This is a genomic window from uncultured Roseivirga sp. (genome assembly GCF_963973945.1).
GTDB lineage: Bacteria > Bacteroidota > Bacteroidia > Cytophagales > Cyclobacteriaceae > Roseivirga.
This window is the reverse complement of the sequence record NZ_CAXBBV010000007.1, coordinates 200,694-222,279: the sequence shown is the minus strand read 5'-3', so window position 1 is coordinate 222,279 and position 21,586 is coordinate 200,694. Positions and strand designations below refer to the sequence as shown.

The 21,586-nt window shown below is 39.3% G+C and carries 20 protein-coding genes; 4 read left to right on the top strand and 16 right to left on the bottom strand.

Annotation, left to right across the window (positions count from 1 at the left end):
• The 7 genes from AAC026_RS13410 to rpmH form a co-directional block, all read right to left on the bottom strand.
• A partial coding sequence (locus AAC026_RS13410) for a DUF2480 family protein (RefSeq protein WP_339698909.1) occupies window positions 1–459 on the bottom strand: 459 nt, incomplete at its 3' end.
• Entirely contained in the window at window positions 459–1,145 is a 687-nt protein-coding gene (gene tsaB / locus AAC026_RS13405) for a tRNA (adenosine(37)-N6)-threonylcarbamoyltransferase complex dimerization subunit type 1 TsaB (RefSeq protein ID WP_339698907.1), read from the bottom strand. The genes tsaB and AAC026_RS13410, both read right to left, overlap by 1 nt.
• 33 nt (window positions 1,146–1,178) lie before the next feature.
• The gene (locus AAC026_RS13400; protein ID WP_339698905.1) at window positions 1,179–1,994 is read right to left on the bottom strand and encodes a sulfite exporter TauE/SafE family protein; all 816 of its coding nucleotides are present in this window, start codon (window positions 1,992–1,994) and stop codon (window positions 1,179–1,181) included.
• A 36-nt stretch (window positions 1,995–2,030) separates the two neighbouring features.
• The gene (locus tag AAC026_RS13395; protein ID WP_339698903.1) at window positions 2,031–3,686 is read right to left on the bottom strand and encodes a S41 family peptidase; all 1,656 of its coding nucleotides are present in this window, start codon (window positions 3,684–3,686) and stop codon (window positions 2,031–2,033) included.
• 167 nt (window positions 3,687–3,853) lie between these two features.
• Entirely contained in the window at window positions 3,854–4,150 is a 297-nt protein-coding gene (locus AAC026_RS13390; RefSeq protein ID WP_339608796.1) for a YtxH domain-containing protein, read from the bottom strand.
• 162 nt (window positions 4,151–4,312) lie between these two features.
• Window positions 4,313–4,699 (bottom strand): ribonuclease P protein component, encoded by a 387-nt coding sequence (rnpA, locus tag AAC026_RS13385; RefSeq protein WP_339698900.1) that lies wholly within the window; start codon window positions 4,697–4,699, stop codon window positions 4,313–4,315.
• A 59-nt stretch (window positions 4,700–4,758) separates the two neighbouring features.
• Complete coding sequence (gene rpmH / locus AAC026_RS13380) at window positions 4,759–4,917, bottom strand: 50S ribosomal protein L34 (protein ID WP_084362843.1); 159 nt, start codon at window positions 4,915–4,917, stop codon at window positions 4,759–4,761.
• 212 nt (window positions 4,918–5,129) lie between these two features.
• Here rpmH and AAC026_RS13375 point away from each other — a divergent pair, with 212 nt between their 5' ends.
• Window positions 5,130–6,794 (top strand): M61 family peptidase, encoded by a 1,665-nt coding sequence (locus AAC026_RS13375; protein ID WP_339698898.1) that lies wholly within the window; start codon window positions 5,130–5,132, stop codon window positions 6,792–6,794.
• 20 nt (window positions 6,795–6,814) lie between these two features.
• Here the strand turns inward: AAC026_RS13375 and AAC026_RS13370 are convergent, their stop codons facing one another.
• The 3 genes from AAC026_RS13370 to AAC026_RS13360 are packed head-to-tail and all read right to left on the bottom strand — an operon-like array spanning window position 6,815 to window position 8,960.
• Window positions 6,815–7,990, bottom strand: a complete 1,176-nt coding sequence (locus AAC026_RS13370) for a hypothetical protein (RefSeq protein ID WP_339698895.1) — start codon at window positions 7,988–7,990, stop codon at window positions 6,815–6,817.
• Entirely contained in the window at window positions 7,987–8,649 is a 663-nt protein-coding gene (locus tag AAC026_RS13365; RefSeq protein ID WP_339698893.1) for a hypothetical protein, read from the bottom strand. The genes AAC026_RS13370 and AAC026_RS13365 overlap by 4 nt, the downstream gene beginning before the upstream one ends.
• Window positions 8,650–8,657: 8 nt before the next feature.
• Window positions 8,658–8,960: a hypothetical protein gene (locus AAC026_RS13360; RefSeq protein WP_339698891.1), complete on the bottom strand. Its 303-nt coding sequence runs from the start codon at window positions 8,958–8,960 to the stop codon at window positions 8,658–8,660.
• Between the two features lie 261 nt (window positions 8,961–9,221).
• On the opposite strand from AAC026_RS13360, the gene AAC026_RS13355 reads away from it, so the two are divergent.
• The 3 genes from AAC026_RS13355 to AAC026_RS13345 all read left to right on the top strand — a co-directional run bounded on the left by AAC026_RS13355 (window position 9,222) and on the right by AAC026_RS13345 (window position 13,141).
• Window positions 9,222–10,088: a cyanophycinase gene (locus tag AAC026_RS13355; RefSeq protein WP_339698889.1), complete on the top strand. Its 867-nt coding sequence runs from the start codon at window positions 9,222–9,224 to the stop codon at window positions 10,086–10,088.
• A 71-nt stretch (window positions 10,089–10,159) separates the two neighbouring features.
• Window positions 10,160–10,777: a YigZ family protein gene (locus AAC026_RS13350; RefSeq protein ID WP_339698887.1), complete on the top strand. Its 618-nt coding sequence runs from the start codon at window positions 10,160–10,162 to the stop codon at window positions 10,775–10,777.
• 144 nt (window positions 10,778–10,921) lie between these two features.
• A complete protein-coding gene (locus tag AAC026_RS13345) occupies window positions 10,922–13,141 on the top strand; it encodes a hypothetical protein (RefSeq protein WP_339698885.1) in 2,220 nt (739 codons plus the stop codon).
• A 191-nt stretch (window positions 13,142–13,332) separates the two neighbouring features.
• Here AAC026_RS13345 and AAC026_RS13340 read toward each other — a convergent pair whose 3' ends face one another.
• The 6 genes from AAC026_RS13340 to AAC026_RS13315 form a co-directional block, all read right to left on the bottom strand.
• Window positions 13,333–15,699, bottom strand: a complete 2,367-nt coding sequence (locus tag AAC026_RS13340) for an ABC transporter permease (RefSeq protein WP_339698882.1) — start codon at window positions 15,697–15,699, stop codon at window positions 13,333–13,335.
• Between the two features lie 72 nt (window positions 15,700–15,771).
• Window positions 15,772–16,713 (bottom strand): DUF4097 family beta strand repeat-containing protein, encoded by a 942-nt coding sequence (locus tag AAC026_RS13335; protein ID WP_339698879.1) that lies wholly within the window; start codon window positions 16,711–16,713, stop codon window positions 15,772–15,774.
• Window positions 16,714–16,848: 135 nt separating this feature from the next.
• Window positions 16,849–17,847, bottom strand: a complete 999-nt coding sequence (locus AAC026_RS13330) for a hypothetical protein (protein WP_339606619.1) — start codon at window positions 17,845–17,847, stop codon at window positions 16,849–16,851.
• Between the two features lie 209 nt (window positions 17,848–18,056).
• Complete coding sequence (locus AAC026_RS13325) at window positions 18,057–19,943, bottom strand: AAA domain-containing protein (protein WP_339698876.1); 1,887 nt, start codon at window positions 19,941–19,943, stop codon at window positions 18,057–18,059.
• Window positions 19,944–20,358: 415 nt separating this feature from the next.
• Complete coding sequence (folB, locus tag AAC026_RS13320) at window positions 20,359–20,724, bottom strand: dihydroneopterin aldolase (protein ID WP_339698873.1); 366 nt, start codon at window positions 20,722–20,724, stop codon at window positions 20,359–20,361.
• 1 nt (window position 20,725) lies between these two features.
• Window positions 20,726–21,580 carry a DivIVA domain-containing protein gene (locus tag AAC026_RS13315; RefSeq protein ID WP_339698870.1) on the bottom strand — a complete coding sequence of 285 codons (855 nt, stop codon included), beginning with the start codon at window positions 21,578–21,580 and terminating at the stop codon, window positions 20,726–20,728.
• Between the last annotated feature and the right edge of the window lie 6 nt (window positions 21,581–21,586).

Genomic DNA, 21,586 nt, shown 5'->3' with positions numbered 1-21,586 from the left:
TGACCTTACAATGGGCTGAAGTAAAAACGTCAACTCAACAAAAGCAGATTCTGGAACTGGCAAATCACCACAACCTTTAACCACTACTGGGCGATTTTCTAGGTTCTTTAAATCAATTTTGGAGAGCGACTCTTTGAAAAGTGCGTATTCAAGCACATCGATACTTCCAAATACAACTTTATTTGCATAGGGTTGAAGCCTTGTTGTTAGTAGCATATAAGCCCAAGTGGGAACGATTGCATCTTCGGAACAAAACAAAGCGATATTCTTTTCTTTGTATTGAGACCAATCATGATCTTTCACGAAAGCTCGGAAATCCTTCTCCTTTAAAATCAACCCTTGATAAAGGTGTTGGGCAATATCGTAGCTTAATCTCTCTCCTTTATGATAGTAATCTTCTAGATCAATAGTGACTATTGGGCTATTTGCAACGCGGTTTATTATTCCCTTCTCTTCCATTATAAAATCTTTTTTGGTTTGGTCGCTACAAAGTCCTTCAAGTAGTAAGGCTCAATATAGGCTACATCTTCAAAATTACTTTTGAGAAATGCTTGATGTGCCAAATGCCCAACACTCCATGCGGAAGGAGTGATTCTATCTATAAAAACAGCATTCGGCACATCTTTCTTTAAAGTGATGAACTTTTCAGCACCATTTCCGAAGAACAACACTTGTTTGAGGCTCAGCGTTTCATCAAATGAGTTTTCTTCTAGAATTTTAGCGGAAGCCTTCTTCAACTCATTGAGTTCTCCATCATACAAAGCCGTGTACACCTCCATTCTTCTGGCGTCAATCATAGGGCAGAGCAGAGCTTGGCTGTGATTATGAAGGTTAACTTCGTTGGCCATTGCGTGCAAAGTATTGACTGCTATGAGTGGTTTATCTAAAGCATAACAAAGTCCTTTGGCGGTTGAGACTCCAATTCTTAATCCTGTATAAGAACCTGGTCCTTTCGATACAGCTATTGCATCTAACTCTGCCATTTCTATCCCAACTTGTTTCATGATTTGCTCAATGACCACTGTTAGTAAAGTGGAATGGGATTTTTCGAGAAACAATTTTTGACTGGCTAATGTATTTCCATCGGTAGTTATTGCTACTGAACACACTGTGGTAGACGTTTCTATGCTTAAAATTTTCGGCACGGATTATTAAATAAAGTGACTATAAAGTGCTTTTTAAGAGAGAAGTTGGATTAACTTATCGATAATCACTACTCCTAAAAACGACACAAAGATATAACTGATGGTTCGATTGGAAAGCTTTCTGGCAATTCTTACTCCATAGGGAGAACCAATTATTACACCTAAAGACAGAACGAGCACCAAAGGCCAAACTACATAACCAATGTTCTGCCCGTTAATGTTAGTCATTGGTTTGGCTAACAGATTAGAAATTGACATTACCATAGAGGTAATAAAGATTACGCCAAGAGAAATGGACTTCGCTTTTCTCATGCTTTGCTTGAATCGCAAGTTAAGAATGGGAATTATTACTACTCCTCCGCCAAGCCCTGATAGGGCTGATATACTTCCTGCCAAAGCCCCAACAACTCCCAATTGCCCTTTTGTTGCTTGCTTCTCTTCACTTTCAAAATTAGAAGCACGGTTGCTTTTGAGTGTTCGGAATACGACAAATGACATAAGCAGGATAATGACTACATTGAATTTATCGCGCTGATACCAGTCTGTTTGAACAACGAATTGCAAAACCAACAGGGAGATGAATATTCCGAATAAGCCTACTATTAAAACTTCTTTCCAGAAGAATTCCTTCTTCATGATTAGTGCTACGTTTCCAGATAGCGCTGCAAACATGGTTCCTACCAAAGAATTGGCAATGGTAAACTGAACAATTTCGGTGTCCGGATAGCCCATGTTCAATAAAACATATGGCAAAATGAGAATATAAATTACCCCTCCGCCTACTCCTATGAGGCCAGCCAAAAATCCGCCTAACAACCCCATGATAAATAGGAGTATAAATTCAATCATTTAATGGAAGGGTTAAGAGGTAATTTGGTTTTAAGATCAGTTTCCAGCCAAAGTTTTTTCATATAAGCTTTGATCTGAAAGCAATTCGAGTGCTTTGCTAAGGTCTTTATCTTTTTCGAATGAAGCTTGAAGGCGACCTTCTTCCAAATAGGTTCTCATTACAAATTCTTCTTTCAATAATTCCTTGATTTCTTCCTTGGCCTGTTCAATGTCATTTGATTTGCTATGAGAAAGTTTTGCTTCTAAAGCTGAAAACTCAGCACTGATATTTTTCAACCCTCCTGTTTCTTCTGCTATTTCTTTTAGCTTTTGTAATTGAATTTCTAAAGGGCTTGAGTAGTCGAACTCTTGGCTAGCTGCCCAAACTTTAAAGTCATTGAAAATCTGATCTGTAATCTGAAACTCCTTAATGCTAGTAATTGAATCAATTTTTACTGCATACTCGTTCCCAAATTTAATCAAAAGACTTTCTGAAAGAATACCTTTTGTGACTGGAGCATAGCCTTTTTTAGTTACTAAAAAATCAGGGTCTATTCCTCCACCATCAAATACTGGCCTCCCATTTCTTGTTTTAAAAAGGGTTTTCAAAGAATCGGCCACTTTGCCTACACTTCCATCTTCATTTCTATGGGTATAATCAAGGGCCTGAATACACCTGCCGCTTGGGGTATAGTATTTAGCAATTGTAACTTTCATTTGAGAATTATATGAGAGCGGTAATGTTTGCTGAACAAGACCTTTTCCGTAAGATTTCTGCCCAATGACTACTCCTCTATCGTAATCTTGCATTACTCCTGCAACAATTTCGGCTGCTGAGGCACTCATGCTTGAGGTTAAAACTACCAAAGGAATTTCTTCATCGGTTGATGTATTTAGTGTTTTATAAGTTGAATTAGTTTCTTCAAGCTTTCCCTTAGTAGTTACTACTAACTCGCCTTTTGGAATGAAGATATTTGAAATATTTACGGCTTCGCTCAGCAGACCTCCGGGATTGCCTCGTAGGTCCAGAATGATCTTTGTAGCTCCTTGCTTTTTCAGTTCTCGCAAAGCAGACTTCACTTCTTTTGATGCATCTGGCGTAAAGCCTGTTTGTTTAATAAGCCCAACATCGGCACTGACCATTCCAAAATAAGGGACATTTGGTAAGTCGATTTTTTCTAAGTTCACCGTAAAATCTAGCTTACCAACATTAGGACGCAGCACTTCGATTTTCACTTTCTTTGAAGCTTGTCCTTTGATGTACTCACTTGCTCTGTCGAACTTACCTTTTACATCTAGTCCATCAATGGTTACAATTTCATCGCCTCGTTTTAAGCCTGCTTTATCTGCAGAAAACCCTTTGTCTGGCATTATGATCATTACTTTGCCATCTAGTAGAGCCACCTGCGCACCTATACCGCCATACTCTCCTGTATTTTCGGTTCGTACATCTTCTATCTCATCTTCCGAATAGTAATTAGTATAAGGGTCCAACTTCGATAACATGCCATCAATACCGTTTCGCATGAAGGTATTTGGATTGATATCATCCACATACTTGGCATTCACCTCCTTAAACATGGTGGCGAAAATGTCGAGGTTCTTAAGAATCTCGAAATACTTATCGTTTTGAGGTGCTGTAAACGACCACAGGCCAAAAGCCATAACTCCTAGGAGTACTAGATATCGTTTTTTCAATTTACCCTTTACCATAGTTTGTTTATTGATTTGCATTACAACGAAGGAATGCTAGTCTTGTTTGTACTAATTATTCATTCGGCAGAATGCCTCAATATATGGTTTAGTGACAAGAAAGCATAAAAAAACCCTCGCGAACGGCAAGAGTTTTGTATAGTGATTTTCTATTTTGATTCAACTGATTAAGCGTGAAGCGCTTTACTAGCTTTGTCAACGCCATTTTTCGTTTTTTCTGCGGCTATGTCGAGAGAAGAGTTATACTTTCCCTTAGCTGTTTCTAAAGTTTCATTGTACTTTTCTTTCGCCTGACCCATTTTTTCAGAAATTGCATCGCTTGCAGATGATGCTAATTCTTTAGCTCCTTTTTCAATTTTTTTTCGGGTTTTTTTACCACTATCTGGGGCTAATAAAACACCTGTTATAAGTCCTGCTGCCGCTCCTGCTATTACTCCGGTTACTATTTTCGCTGTATTGTTCATGTTCTAAAAATTTAAGTTAAGTGTAATTGATTTTCGATTACTATATAGAAAATAGCGTACCAATACTAGAAAAGCCGCTTAGGGGCTCAAAAACACTTAATTCTTTCTAAAAAACAGAGGTCATTGTGTAGATACCTCTACACTATTGGGGAGTTTACAGCACTAAATGTCGGCTTTCAAGAGCTGAGAGAGTACTTTCTTCATTCGGAAATCAAGCATTTTCGAATCATGAATTTCCTTGCCAGTATATATCAGACCAATAAGTAGCGAAGAGGTTGGTTGGTTTTCAATCTTTAAAAGAAGGTTTTTATTTAAACGATAGGCCTCTTTTATCCTCCTTTTGATCAAGTTTCTATCAACCGCTTTCTTGAATTTTCTTTTGGTCACGGAAACCAAAAATTGATTGACAGGTTTTTCTGTAGGTTCTACCTCATAAGGCAAGCACATTACCTTAAAGGGATACAAATAAAAAGAGGAGCCTTTTTCAAAAAGCTCCTGAATTAGTTTCTTGCTATGCAATCTTTCCTCTTTCGGGAAATTGTATGTCAATTGGGTAGTTTCTATGACTTAGAGGTTCTAAATGAACAAAACCTCAACCTAGGAGAAGATTACTTCTTGCCTTTTTTCTCGTCAGAAACAGTCAGCTTATGTCTGCCTTTAGCTCTTCTGCTTGCTAAAACGCGTCTACCATTAGCCGATTCCATTCTTGCTCTGAAGCCGTGCTTATTCTTTCTTTTTCTCTGCGAAGGTTGGAATGTTCTTTTCATTATATTTTAAATTCTTTTGATCTGTTCCAAAAAGGAATGCAAAGATAGGTAGCTTTTTTTGATTTGCCAACGCCAGTTTTAAATTGTTTGACATTAACGCTAATTCGCTTCACAAGGGGCAAAAGTAGTGATTCTGCTTTAATTAACACTGCTTTGGTAAAGTAAACCTAAGTTCAAATTGATATTATAAAGCTGTATTCTATATTTCGAGCATGCAATATTCAATCTCCTACACCAACCCTAACAAGCATATCATTGACATTAAACTCAAACTGAGTGAGGTCAACAGTGAAGAACTGAATCTATCCCTACCCTCATGGCGACCGGGGCGCTATACGATGCAAAACTTCGCGAAGCACGTCCTCAACCTAACAGCTTTTGATGAAAATGGTATTGAGTTAAGCTGCGAGAAAGTAACAAAAGACCAATGGAGTGTTAAGGTAGGCTCTTCTAAAACAGTTGAAGTTAAATACAGCTATTATGCATTTCAGATGGATGCGGGTAATTCGTGGCTTGACGATGAGCAACTTTACCTGAACTTTATCAATTGTTTGGTTTATGCTGAAGGTCGATTGAATGACAAATGCGAAGTGGAAATTCATGTACCCGTGGATTACCTATTTGCTACGGGCTTGACTCAAACAGGGGTTCAGAAATTTGAGACAGACAGCTTCTATCATTTAGTGGACAGCCCACTGGTGGCAGCCAAAAAAATTAGAAAAATTGAATACCAAGTTTCTTCGAGCACTTTCTATTTATGGATTATTGGAGAGTTGCCAAGAACCGATGGTGAAGTGATTCGGGACTTCCGCAAGTTCACCGAACTTCAAATTGAAGTTATGGGCGAATTCCCGTCACCAGATTACCATTTTATTTACCAGTGTTTGCCCTACAAACACTACCACGGAGTTGAGCACTGGAACTCCACCGTAATTACGATTGGTCCTGCTAAAGAATTAAAAGAACGACCTCTTTATAAAGAGTTTCTAGGCGTAAGTAGCCATGAACTGTTCCACACTTGGAATGTGATTAGGCTTCGACCTAAAGAAATGACGCCTTACGATTTTCAGCATGAGAATTACCATGAAACTGGTTTTGTCACCGAAGGCGTCACTACCTACTACGGTGACCTATTTTTAAAGCGAAGTGGTGTTTTTAGTCTTGAAGAATACCTTGGAGAGCTGAATAAACTACTAGAACGTCATTACCTCAACGAAGGCAGAAACAACATGTCTGTAGCAAGTTCATCGTTCGACTTATGGCTAGACGGTTATGAGAAAGGCGTGCCCGGAAGAAAGGTATCTATATATAATGAAGGTGCTTTATTGGCTTTGATTCTCGACTTGAAGATTCGATTGCGTTCCGGACACCAAAGGAGTTTGGATGATGTAATGCGCTTGATGTGGCAAAGGTTTGGGAAGAACCAGGCCGGATATACTTACCAAGATTACCAAAATGTATGTGAGGAAGTTTACGGACACTCTCTTCAGGATTACTTTGAGAATTACGTTTCTGGCACCTCCCCTCTTGAAAAGGAATTGAAGGAATTGCTTCCTCAATTTAGTTTGAGTTTCAATGTAAAACCTGCTAAAAAGCTAGAGGAAAAAATCTACGGATTGAAGCTAGCAGAACAAGAAGGCCGGTATTTTATTGATGCTATTGCGGCAAACTCTCCAGCAGAGCAGCTACTGAGTTTGAAAGATGAAGTTTTGAATTACAGTCCCGATTTATTCAAAAGCGAAAATAATATAGAAATTGAGGTCAACCGCTTTGGAAGAAAATTGAAGACAAAACTGAGTCCGAATGGTGCTAATTACTTTTCTGTTTACTGTGTTGAGAGAAGCAAAGACAGGGATCAATTCACTGGATGGCTATAACACAGTACTGAACCTAACCTTTAGTTTAAATTCAGGCTATATCTAACCCTAATCAGCCTGCCATCCTGCTCTTCCTTTTCAAGTTCAGATAAAAAATAACTTTCTAGACTCGCTTCATTTATTAGGCCTGAATTTAAATAACCTCTTAACTCATAAGGGTACATAAAACTGACATAAAGACCATTATCCAAATATTGAGGTCTCAACAGTTGTTCACCAAGTGAATAGCGATAGTCATCAAAAACAATAGAACTACCTTTACTCCTATCGTAAACCCCATACTTCAACCTATCTTCCGATCCAAAAGAGAATAGAATTTGCGATTTAGAGACAAAAGTGGGTGACGCCCCCTTCTCGTAAGCACTATATTTGTTTCCCATAATACCCTGCAAAAGCTCAACATGCCCAAGTCTTTTTACACCTTCAGGCAGGGGATTTTGGTATTCAAAAACAAAGGATGAAACCATTTTATCTGGTAAAATTTGATGCATAGAATCACTCCAAAAAGGTGTAAAATAAACTTCATCTGATCCAGAAATGAGACTACGATCTGAATTTAACACTGTACCAGTTATTTGACTTTCATCAATTTTTCGAAGATACTTTTTTGGTTTTAACTCCTCATCTAAAATCATAATATCGTATGGATATTTAACGTTCTCGACAAATTGTATTTTTTTGTTCGCATAGGCCACAATCATAGACTCCGTTGCCACTATATTGTAAAAGTAAAAGCCAGACCTTACCTCTCTATAGGCATTAAGTTTTTTATCAAAAACCATAAATTTCTGTGATTGAAAATCATATATATACAAATAATCTTCCCAGATAAAAAAATCTGTCAACTCCTTAAATTCTCCTGGTGCACTAGAAGAGGGTTTCATTTCCTTCACAACCTCTAGGTTCGAATTAAGAATCAGCAAATTACCTTGCCCCATATTATTTGGTTCAAGCGATTGATAAACAATGTAATCTCCCCATTTTAATACCTTCTTAGGTACCCTCACCGAGTTTGAGTAGTCTCCTAGATTTAGAAACGCAACATCATTTATGTTAAAAACTTTAGATAAAAGTGACTCAGTATTAGTTTCGATTATCGATACCTCATTATATCCACTAGACAAATCATTATTGCCACTACATGATAACATACTGAACAAGTATAGAAGTACAAATAATTTAAAAGTAAATCTCATCTATAAATAAATTTAACTTTTGATGTTTTTTTAACCTCAATATGAATATTAGATTTTTTCAGATAGAGCAGGAAAATCTTCAAGTCATCATGGTGTAATTCAATCTGAGGTAATACTATATCATCATGAACCTCTGTCTTTATATCATACCATTGTTCCATTTGCTCGGCTACTTGAGACAGGGAGACACATCTTCCCTTCCACATTCGATTCAATTTCATAATCGAGCTACCTGTATTATTATTACAGCCTGACTTCCCATTATAAGACAAAGAATAAACATCTGGGCTGTCTTTAACCATCTCTACTTTAACTCCAAGGTTTAGAGCTAACATATAGTTTATATCCTCAATCAATCCTTTTCGATCCGAAAGAGAACCTTCCCACCGGAAGTCAAAGCCCCTAACCCTTAATGAGTCTGAATCAACTTCATAAAAATATCCGTCATACACTTTATCCAGAATATCTATAAGTTTGTAATTACTATATTCCAACATTCTTACACCGTCTGAAGCTCCCTTAATAGACCCAGAGTTTGAAAAACTAATAGATAGTGTCCCTGAACTCTGGGCATAGGAATTAATTGGTATAATAAGAAGGGTTATAATAAACCCAAAAAATACCAAAAATAGTGGCAATCTACCTCCTCTCGCAGTCATTAGGATAATCACTGCTCAGCATTGCATTTAGCTCCAAGCAAATTGCAACAAGCATAATACCCATCTCCACAACCAGAAACAGAATGTGTTATACTTACCGACCCATTACCTCCGGTTCCTAACACCATACCCCCTCCACCGACTGAAACAGATATAGAACACCCCCCAGATCCTTCACCACCATTGACACAGCCAACGAACCAATACTCGATTGCATCCAAAACAAGAGGTGATATCACTTGTGATTTAGCTTCAAAGCTTACAGCTAGAGTTAGGATAAATAAGAAAGAAACAATAATTAGTCTTTTCATACCATTTTAACATTTAAGTTGAAAATAATTTATACTATTCAAGTTTAATAAATATATATTATAAATACATACTATTTATCTTTTTTTTCAAAAACGTTGACTAATCACTCATTTAGTTCTAAGCTAATTAAGTAAAAACTCTTTAGTCACTAGAATACCTTTAGGTTTGAAAACCATTTTGTCATTTTTGAATCAAAACGTGCGCACCGTTGGTAAAGGATTGATTGTTATGCAGCTAGGTTGATTCTACCTTTCATTCTTATGAAAAAAGCTTACTCAATATTATTCTTTGGTTTATTCATTATTGCCCTAGGAGCCTGTTCTAAAACGGAGACGGCCTCTAAACCTGAAACCACATACTCTGGTGGAAAGCTCTTCATTATAGGTGGCGGCTCTCGACCTGCTTCCCTTATCAATAGCATGATTGACGAATCGGGGCTTCGCGAAGGTGGTTATGTTTTGGTTTTGCCCATGGCTACCACATTGCCCGACCGCGCTATTGAATCAGGGAAAAAGCAATTTACGGACAACGGAATTTCGGCTGTAGGCGCCATAAACTTTATTGAAGGCGAAACACCTACCGAAGCACAATTAGATTCCGTTCGGAACGCAAAGTTGATCTACATTCCTGGTGGAAGTCAAAACCGTTTTATGGGTGTAGTGGCCAATACGGAAATAGAAAAAGCCATTTGGGAAAGCTTTAACAAGGGAAACATGATTGCTGGCACCAGTGCGGGGGCAGCCGTGATGAGCGAAAAAATGATTACAGGTACGCAACTTCTGCGCCCTGATGATAGTGGATTCAAAGTAATAGAGCAGGGAAATACTGATTTGGCTGATGGGCTCGGCTTTATTAAAAATGCTATTATAGATCAGCACTTTGTTGTGCGGAGTCGCTTTAATCGCTTACTGAGTTTGACTATGGAAAACCCGAATCTTAAATGTATTGGCATTGATGAATCCACAGCCATTGTGGTTTCAGGAGACAAAGTAAAAGTAGTTGGCTTATCTCAAGTATTGGTTTTTGATGCACAAGGTCAAGCTGTTCAACTACAAGGTGTAAAGCTGGGTGCAAAGGATATCAATTTGAGTATTTATTTAGACGGAGACGAGTTTAGCCTGAACTAGATTTCTTAAGCTCAAACTCTCTTTTTAACCACTTTGTAAAGCAGACCAAAAATCTATTGCTAGTTTTGGGCATGAGTGCCGACTATTACAAAACTATTTCGAAAACTTCAGAAGCGCTTTATAAGGAAAAAGGCAGCAAATTCTTGGCTTTTGCTTTTCCCGTTCGAAACGAGGAAGAAGTGAAGGAAAACTTAGAAGCCCTCCGCAAACAGTATTACGATGCACGACACCATTGTTATGCCTATATATATGGTGTAAATGGAGAACATTACCGCGCCAATGACGATGGAGAACCGAACCATTCGGCTGGAGACCCCATTCTTGGACAAATAAAATCGAAGGAGCTTACCAATACCTTGGTGGTGGTAGTTCGCTACTTTGGCGGCACCAAATTGGGAGTTAGCGGTTTGATCAGCGCTTATAAAATAGCTACTGCCGAAGCACTCGATCTAAATGAAATCATCGAAAAACCCATCACCCAAAGTTTCACCCTTGATTTTCCTTATGAAGAAATGAACGAGGTGCAACGCTTGGTTAAAGAGCTGGATTTAGAAATCACTAACCAGACCTTTGAAATTGCCTGCAGCATGGAAGTGGATGTACTTTTAAGTAAGGTTGAAGTTTTTGAAAGTAAGGTTCAATTGCTTCAAGATTTGAGTCATGATATTAAATTGACCTCAAACGGTTAAAACTTCATCTGCCAGTACCGCTTACAGCTTTTTGCTAAGCGCAATAAAGTCAATCACTTATATTAAGTCCTAAGTTCGTTCTAAGCTTATTTTTTCATTTGCTTAACTCTGAACGCGACAACCTTAGACTATAAAATTTAGCGAATGGCATCCTTCTTCAATCGATTACGGTCAGTAAATAAATTACCAAAAGGCTCAAATTTATCTCAAACCCAACTTTTTATTAAAGGCGCATTCTACGGACTGCTCCTGCTCTCATTGTCTTTCATGGTTATTGGAGGACTATTTTTCAGAAGTGGAATTTCGCCTTACCTGCAAATCCCAGTCTATATCATTGCTGGTGTTTTGGGATTCTATCTTTTTCGATGGGTGGGATCTGCATTACACTTGGTGGTAAAGGGAATTCCTACAATTGCCGTTTCTCTGATCATAGCCACCCTGCTTACTTTCCACTTGGCCGATTACATGCGTTTTAGCTGGCCAGGGGCTTTAGTGCAAAACTCACTAATCATTGCCATTTTCGCCATGGTGCTTTTGGCGGGTTCGTTAATGAACCTCATTCGAGGCAACCATAACAAAGGTCTTTATAGCCTATTCGTGATTATTGCTCTGGCCAGTATTGCCTATCCTGTCTACTTATTAATGGACGAAGGGTCGAACCCGTACCCTTTAGACTTTGAGCAAACTGAAGTTCCTCTACTTTCAGAAATGGGAATTAACAACCCAGGAGAAAATGGCACTTATGATTTCGACTACTTCACTTACGGAAACGGAACAGATGAGCGCAGGCCAGAATATGCGGAAGAAGTAAAATACAAAACAGAAACGGTTGATGCTTCGCTCATTATTCCAGAGTGGAAAGGGAAGAAAGCAAAATGGAGAGAACGTTATTGGGGTTTTGGCATGAAGGAATTCCCCATCAATGGCCGCACATGGATGCCGAAAAAGGAAGGCAAGTTGCCTCTGGTTTTAATTGTTCACGGAAACCATGGCATGGAACATTACTCAGACCCTGGTTATGCTTATTTGGGTGAATTATTGGCCAGTAAAGGTTTTATCACGGTTTCGGTAGACGAGAATTTCATCAACGGTACCTGGTCGGGTGATTTTGGCGGAAGAGAAATGCCAGCCAGGGCATGGTTGCTTTTGAAGCACCTCAGCCAATGGAGAGATTGGAACAATGATGAGGCTTCTGACTTTTTCGAAAAAATCGACATGGATAACATCGTACTTATGGGACATTCACGTGGTGGAGAAGCAGTTTCGATTGCCGCGGCTTTCAACAAACTGAGTCACTTCCCAGATAACGCTTTGGTTGAATTTGATTTCAATTTTGGCATTCAAGGCATTGTTGCCATTGCCCCTACCGATGCTCGTTATTTCAGAAGGCTGGATTTAGAAAACATCAACTTTCTTTCAATTCAAGGGGCTTATGACGCAGATGAAGCTAGTTTCTTTGGGCTGCGTCAGTACCAACGTATCAATTATACGGATTCCATTCATCGTATAAAAGTGGGTTTGTATGCAAATCAGGCCAACCACGGACAGTTCAATTCCATTTGGGGAAGACATGATTTTGGGGGGACTTCCAGCTGGTTTATGAATACGGCACCACTCATTACGGGTGAAGAACAGCGCCAAATCGCTAAAACCTATATTGGTGCATTCACAGAATATGTTTTCAACCAAAAAACTGAATACGCGTCTCTATTTAACAATAGCGCTGTCGCGAAAGACTGGCTGCCCGAAGTCGTTTACGTCAACAATTTTCAAGCTTTGGAAAATCATATCTTGGTTGATTATGAAGAGGACATAATTGTTACTACTACCAAAAGTGATGCAGCCACTATTTCTGCTCAAAACTTAGACGTTTGGTACGAGCAAGATTTGAAAATGCGAGACAATGGTTTGCAGGGCACCAACGCAGCCATTATTGGTTGGAACAATGATTCTTCTACTGTTGAAAAGAGTTATACCCTAAGCTTCAACGAACCAGTCTCACTTGACTCTACTTCCACTTTACTATTCTCATTTGCCAGGGCCGATGACAGTCAAATCAAAATGGAAGATAATGATGAACTGAATTTCACCATAGAGCTTTTCAGCCAAAATGGAGATGTAGTTTCTACTACCCTTTCGGAACATAAAAAAATAGCGCCAAAGATTAAGGTCAAGTACATGAAGTTTAAGGCAATGAACGGCAGTTTTGGTAACAATTGGGAACTGGCCATGGAAACTTTCGAAATTCCTTTCTCTGACTTTTCCAACCTCGGTAATTTTGAATGGAGCAGCTTAAGGCTGGTTTTCGATCAATCGTCCAAAGGCGTTATTGCGGTAGACAATATTGGATACAGGAATAAATGAAATAGGGAACTAAGAAGTTAATGAAATAATGATTAGGGGAAGAATGAATTAATAGGCTAAGGAAATAATGAATTAAGGGATAAATGAATTAATGAAGAAGCCGACTCGGTAAAACAACCTATCCCACTCCTTCATTCATTTTCTCATTCTAACACTAATTCATTATTTCCTTACCTCATTGTTTCATTAGTTTACTCGCTTCTCAAAGACTTAACAGGATTGGCTATTGCTGCTCTTCGAGCTTGGTTCATTACTACGACTAAAGCGAAAAGCAATGCCACAACCCCTGTCACTACAAAAACCCACCAATCAATTGAAGTACGAATTGGATAGCGCTGTAAATAACTATCGAGCAAAAAATAAGCAACAGGAGCCGCTACAGCAAAAGCAATAAGCACAAGTTTGGCAAAGTCGATGGACATCAGCCCAACCAAATTACCCACCGAAGCACCTAACACTTTTCTTATTCCTATTTCTTTAATCCGCTGTTCGGCAGTATATGAAGCCAAGCCAAAAAGGCCAAGACCTGTGATAAAGATGGTGAGGCCTGCAAAAAGCATTGAAAGTTCTCTTGTAAGGTTGATTTCCGTATACTTCTTTTCAAAGTCCACATCTACAAAACGAGATTCGAAAGGATAAGCAGGATTATGCTTTTCAAAAATTTCCTGTACCGTATTCATCGTTCCTATCAAATCATTAGTAGCACCCAACCGAACTGTGATGGCGTTAATCCATTCCGGATCCATCACCATGAACATTGGCCTCACTTCATCATAAGGTGAACCCATTAATACGTTATCGATTACTCCAATCAAGGTTCTTTTACCTCCCCATAAATCCAATTGAGTGCCGATTGGGTCTTCAAGTTCCATTAAATCAAGTGCGGCTTTATTGATTACAATGGCGCTTGAGTCTGAAACAAACTCCTTTGAGAAGTCTCTACCATAAAGCATTTCGGCACCGATAGTTTTGGCATAATCATATTCTGTAGCTATAGTCACGAAAATTACCTTTTGACTTTCTGGTTTCCCCGGCCAACCTAAAAAGTTGTTTGAATTGATACTTGTTACATCACTATTTGAGCGTGTCATAGACTCTACTACTCCAGAGGCCAACAAATCATTTTTCAGTACATCGTAATTTTCTGCTAGGGCATCGGTATAAGGTACAGTAATAAGTCCCTCTTGACTGTAGCCCAAATCTCTATTCTTGGCTAAATCAATTTGTTTAACAATTACTATAGTACTGATTACCAAAATTACCGCAAAGCCAAATTGAAGCATCACGAGTACTTTACGCGGTGTATTGGCATTCTTCCCAATATTCACCTTCCCTTTTAAGGTTTTAACAGGGTTGAAAGAAGACAGGTAAAGTGACGGATAACTTCCAGAGATAACGCCAGTGAGAACAATAATTCCCAAAGCAAAAAGCCAAAATTCTGGTGATGAAAAGTCAATCGCCAGTTTTAAGTCAACCAAATTATTATAAGCCGGCAACACCAATTGTACTAAGAAAATAGCCAGAATAAACGAAATGAGAGAAATAATAAGCGATTCGCCATAAAACTGAAGGATAAGTTGAGTGCGAGAAGAACCTAAGCTTTTTCTAACCCCAACTTCTTTTGCTCTCCTTTCGGAACGAGCAGTAGCCAAATTCATAAAATTAATGCAAGCGATAATAATGATGAATAACGCGATCACCGTAAACAAAGTCACGTATTCGTGCATCCCACCCGATTCCTTACCATTCTCGAAACTCGTATGTAACCTCCAGCGCAACATTGGGTGAAGAAAGAACGCTCGAGGCATATCATCTTGTCCATTTTCGGTGAGAATGTCTTTAATACTGGCCTCCACTTTATCTTCAGAAGCAGCGTCTGTCAGTTCTACATATACTTGAAAAGAGTAATTCCCCCAGTTGGTTGTATTATTCCTCACCCATTCCTCTATAGCTTCTCTGTGTTTCCATGGAATAATGTAATCGAATTGGAAGGAAGAGTTTTGAGGAACATTCTTGAAAACACCAGTTACCTTTACTGTACTGGCATCGTCCAATCGAACTAATTCTCCTATCGGGTCTGCACCCTTAAAAAGTAAGTCCGATAATTTTTCTGAGATGACAATGGAAGCAGGCTCAGCTAAAACTTCAGTTCGATCACCCATGACCATAGGGAATTCGAACATTTCTAGAAATTCACTACTAGCGAAATAGCCACGCTGCATTATGCGAGTTTCGCCCACTGTTAAAAGCCTATTTCCACCCCAGCCCGAGACTGCCGAATTAACAATATTGGCGTCTGCATTTTTCATAGCCTCGTAAGTAGGCAATGGCACCGAGTTCCAACTATTTATAGTTCCATTGAAATCAGCATTGACCCAAACTTGGTATAGACGATCAGCCTTTGGAATAAACTTATTGAATGAGGTCTGATTCTGCACCCATAGTAAAATGAGAATACTACAAGCAATACCAATAGACAGACCTGAAATATTGATGACCGAATAGAGGCTATTCCTGCGCAAACTGCGCAGGGTAACCAGAATAAAATTTTTAAGCATTTGACCGTTGTTTTGTGGTGATGTTATTAAAGAGACTTAAAAGTTTACAGATCGTTACACTGCATTAAAACTTTAATCTCTCACCACGGCTCTACCTGAACCTGAGCTGATTTTAACCAATATACTTTTGCTTCCCACTTTTGCCTCTTTCACATAGCGTCTTCCTTTTTCTGAAGTTCTATCGAAGTCAAATGGTGCTTGAATGCTGTTTTTAGAAGAAGCTTCCATAATAAATTCACCTGCAATTTGACTACCGTTGAAATCCAGTGTAGCATTTCCTGAACCTGTACCAAGGTTTAAATCATAATCTAAAGCTGATGAAAGCTCTACATCTACATTGCCTGAGCCTGTGCTAAAGCGAGATGCGCCTTTGATAGTGGCTTCTTCTACAACCACGTTTCCACTGCCTGAACTCATTTTAAAAGCACCTGAAATATCTCTTGCTCTTACATTACCAGAGCCTGTGCTCATGTCCGAATCTCCTTCTGACCTGTCAATTCTAATATTTCCAGAACCCGTACTTCCGTTATGAGTACCTTTTAAGCTTGAAAATTCAAGATTTCCCGATCCCGTGTTTGAAGACACCGTGCCTTCCAAATCTCTGATGTATATATTGCCAGAACCTGACTTAGCAACCACGTTAATATTTACTCCCGAAACTTCAATGTTTCCTGAACCAGTTTTGAAATTCAAGTCAACTCCGTTTGGAACCTCTAAAGTCCATCTGGCATAACCTCTGTTCCAACGGCTTCTTTCAAATTTTTCTTCAACTCTTAAAGTAGATCCGTTTTGCTCGAAGATGGGCTTATAAATATCTTCATCAAAAGTGTATTCCACGGTAACGGTAACTTCGCTATTGTTGCTTCTCTTGATCGTTCCGTTTCCAGAAGCAGTCGAAAGGTTTACGTTTTCAATTCCAGAAAAAGTTTTTGTGATTCTTTCTTGGCCATAAGCCACTGTAGTGAATACTAAGGCTAAAAAAGCCAAGATTGTGATTTTAAGTGTTTTCATCATGTATGTTGTTTGAGTTTCACGAAAGACTGCCTACTAGAAAGAGGGGTTGCATGAGATTGGAAAATGATTCAAAAAAAATGAGATCACCCTTTCGAGTGATCTCATTTTACATTGACCAGTCAATTTTGAGTTTAATTACTTGGCAGGTGCTGGTGCAACTGATGAAGGTGTAGCGCTTGGCGGCACTGTTATAATTTGCCCTAAAGCTGTATCTACCTGATCTAAAACACTTTGAGGCACTTTATTCGCTATCAAAGTAGCTTTCAAGGCCAAAAGATTTTGTGCCGAAGTTGTTTTAAGCTGTTGCTCATTGGCCTGATTTTGCAAATCGAATTCTTGCTGTTTTTGAGCAATCATTTGATTGGCTGAACCTGTAAAAATTGATTCGACAGCAGAAATCAATCGATTTAAAATTCGATATACCAAACTGGCTGAAAACCCACCTAGAATGGCTAAAATTGGTTTTAGTAAATATGTAGCTGAATCTAATGCCATAGTAGAATCCTTAGTTTGTTCATTTGGTCCAATAAACACTACAAACAATTCTGAAAGAAGAATACCAGCTACAATTCCCAATACATACCTAGACCAGTAAGTAGATGAATACTTGGTGTCGAATGTACCAGCGCTGATGTAATTGTTCATTTCAAACAGTGCGTAAAAGCCAGCTCCCACACTTGCCGCAGACATTAAAAACAAGAACCTCATGGCCTGACTCCAGCCCGCACCTTGTAGCATACTCATTTGGATGTCGTTGATGTTGACTGTTCCTGAAAGGCTAGTAGCAATTAGCGCCACCAAAGAAATTATGCAGAGTGCCATAAATTGCCGCACAATGGGCAAAGGACCTAAAAACTTAAAGCGGTTGATTGAGGCTTTATTCTTAGCAAACAAAATTAAAGTTCCTGGCAATGCGGGCTTTACCTGTTCTGCCAAATAGTTATAGACTCCTATTAGCGTGGCGCTATCCAAAGTCTTTTCATCTTGTTCAAGCGGTGCTACCTGTTGTACATCGACTTGCTTGCCGTTTTTTAAAACGTAGTCAAGCATTATGCGGCATTCGTGATAAATTGAGCCTTTGAGGGTTTCGTTTTGAGGTACTGGAATGTCAGTAGATGGTTTTTGTGGTTCCATGGTTTTGGTTTTAGATTCGGTTGATTCTATAAATATAGAATATTAAACAATTCCATATGTCATTATTCTACCCAAGCATTAGAATAAAAAATCAAAATAAACAGTTCTAATGCTCCTTAGCTTAAATGTAGTTGATACATGTTCCCTCTAAGCAGGGGTGAAATCAGAAAAATTTCACCCAAGAAAAATCAAGAAAGATTTACTTCATCTTAATCATAAAGAAACTCGAAAGCACTTTTGTAACCATCAATGCTTTGTACATAATCAATTACCGCATTGTAAAAACTGTCTTTCCCTAAAGTGGCGGAATCGCCTATAACTACCAACTTTGATTTGGCTCGTGTCATGGCTACGTTCATCCTGCGGTACTCCTTCAAAAATCCGATTTCGTTTTTATCATTAGAGCGAACCAAACTGATAAAAATTACGTCACGCTCCTGCCCCTGAAAGGCATCTACCGTATTGACCGAAATATCCTCTTTGAACGTATCGAGTAATTCTTCGGCATCAAGTAAGTCGCGTAACAATTCGATTTGTGCCTTATAAGGCGCAATAATCCCAACACGTTGGCCTTCAGTGATTGATTTGCTCAAAAGTTGAATCACGAGTTTCGCCTCTTCTTCATTGTACGTGCTGAGTGTTTCCTTCTTTACTTTTTCAGAAAAACCACAGCCAGCGGTATCGATAAACTCAAACCTCGCTCCTTCCAGTTCTTTGTCTCGAAGCAAAATTTCTGGTGCTACTTCTAACTTCCCTTCATAAAAATAATCGCTAGAAAACTTCATGATGTGCGGATGCATTCTGTATTGGGCTTGAAGCATCACATCACTTTTGGTTTGTTCGATCGCTTTTTTGAAAAGTGTTTCTTCCAAACCATCCCTTCCTGCTTCAAATGACTTTACTGTAGGAGGCAATTGTAAGTGATCGCCCGCCATAATTACTCGGTACGACTTCAGAATTGGAATCCAACATGCTGGTTCTAGGGCTTGGCTGGCTTCATCTATAAATACAGATTTAAAAACCCGATCGCGTACCAACGAATGTGTAGAACCCACCAAAGTACAAGCCACTACTTCTGCCCTGCCCATCAAGTCCTCTGTAATTTGCGACTCAATTCTATCGGCATCTTGACGAAGTAAACGTGATTCTTTCATCAATAAATCACGCTGTAGCTTTTCCTCTCGCCCAAATTGGCGCTTATATTTTGTGCCAAGCTTTCGGTATTCTTCCGACTTCTTTCTTACATCTCTAAGTTCTTTGAAGTAACTATGTTTAGAAATTTTCACGTCCAAACTATTCTCAATTACTTCTGGTGTTAATCTGGCGGGATGCCCCAGTCTCAATACATCCAAACCCAGACTGTCTAGTTTTTCTACGATCAGATCTACCGCTGCATTACTTTGTGCGCAAACCAATACTTGCCGCTCGGTTTTCACTACTTCTTTAATGGCATTTACCAAAGTGGTGGTTTTTCCTGTGCCTGGAGGGCCGTGAATAATGGCCACATCGCGTGCATGAAAAATATTGGTGAGGGCTTCGTTTTGTTTGGCATTTAGGTTTACAGATTGGTATTCAAAGCCCGTTTTAAATTCCGCAGGTTTGGCGCCATACATCACCTCTCTTAAATCGGCTACTCTACCTTTATCCGCTTTCAACACCAATTCTAAAGCACGGTTCATTTCGCGGTAAGAACCTTCATCAAATAATAAGTTGACTCCAATTTTACCATCTTTAAGCCAATCAGGAAGATCGCTAACATTCAGGGCAACCCGCATTTTTTCTCTGCGCAAAAAACTTACGACACCTGAAACGGCTTCGGCTTCATTTCCATGCCCAGAAAAAACACTGACTACAGCCCCTACTTGAAAAGAGTGATTTTGATCTAAATGTGTAGTGCGATCAATTTCTAAAGTATAGCGTTCACCTGTGCCGATGTAGCGATTCATCAACTGTACGGGGTACCAAGTTACACCTTGTCTTCTACGTTCTTCAATGGAAGTATTGAGCATTTTTCGCTCGTATTGCGCGTAGTCTTCCTCTTTTTCAACCTTTAATAATTGAATTAAATGCTGAATGGATTTTTGGGCTTCAGTCAAAAGGGTGTGCGTTTTGTTTGGGAGGGTAAAGTTAGCGCATTTAACCGCAGAGGGCGCAAAGCATCCCCAAGTTTAAAACAGAATTATCACTGCAAGAAGCGATGTAGTTTTGATGAAGCTGCCTATTATCTGGTGACAGTAAGATTGCTTCACTTATACTTCCTTACTTTCGATAAGCATTGACAGGTTCGCAATGTCGGAGCGGTTTTAACCGCAGAGGGCATGAAAAAACGCAAAGCGTAAAATAAGATCGTCACTGCGAGGAGCAAGTCAGGCGTTAGCCATGAGTTGCAACGCGGCAGTCTCTGTTTTTGGGGAAGTGAGATTGCTTCAAGTGTACTTACTTACTTCGATAAGCATTGGCAGGTTCACAATAACGGAAACGAGGAGGGTTTAATGCAAACTAGCTAAACTACTAGCTTCTTGTTCTTTCCAAAGTAACTTTTGATTTGGCGCAGATACCGCCAAAAGGTGGGTTGTGTTTGGCTACGCTTACTTTCACTTCTGAAACTGATGAAAACCGTTCAAAAACACCATCAATAATTTCTTGGCCTAGTTTTTCAAGCAATTTGGCTGGCGTGGCCATTTTACTCTTTACAATCTCGTAAAGCTGAACGTAGTCAACCGTGCCAGATAAATCATCTTGTTGAGCGGCTTTAGAAAAGTTGGTGGTTACTTCAAGGTCAACAGTATAACGATTTCCGATTTTACGCTCCTCTTCATAAAAACCATGATAGGCATAGAACTCTATGCCCTCTAAGGCCACTTTATCGGTATTCATATTAATCTACTCTATCGAAAAACGACCCTTTTTTATCTACAGAAGGAGCCTCTTCTTTTTGAGGTTCTTTCTCTTTTTTAAGGTCGACTCCAAGAAAACCCTCTGCCGACTCATTGGCTTCCTCTTCATGCTCATCAGCAACATCTGCCAAGTCTAGATTGGTAAGGTTCTCGTCTATCGGCTCTTCCTCTTTTTCTTCTTCCACTGGTGCAGCAGCTATTTTTTCTGGCGTTTTAGGTGCTAATATCTCATGCACTTTCTTTTCTTCACCCCCTCGTGGGGTTTCGTTTACCTCTCGGCTAAACTTCTTGGCCTCTTTTAGTATGGGTTTAATGTCTGCAGGAAATTCCTCATGTCTTTTAATCTTATCCAGAATATCAGCTGTCAGCATTTTCAATTCCGACATCATAGACTCTTTGTTCGCACTTAGGCTTTTAAACACTTGTTCCAATTGGCGGATTTCGTCCTCCATATCATCAACAATAGTGCTTGCCTTATTTTCAGCATCTTCAATAATATTCTTGGCCCTGCTTTTGGCTTCGCTCATTAAAGCATCGGCCTTCATTTCCGTTTCTTTCATATGAAGGTCGGCCGTTTTGGTGGCATGCTCAATCATATTTGCGCCAGTATCTTCTGCCGTTTTAAGGGTTTTGAAGAGAGAGTTTTCTACTTCGCGAAGTTTTTGCACTTCCTTTTCGGCAGACTCCAATTTATATTTTAGCTCCTTAGTTTGGTCTTGAAGTTTCTCCCACTCTACCGACAGGGATGTCAGGAAAGCAGTTACCTCGTCTTTATCGTAACCTCTAAAATTCTTTTCGAAAACCTTTTGCCTAATTTCTAAGGGTGTAATGTTCATTGCTTG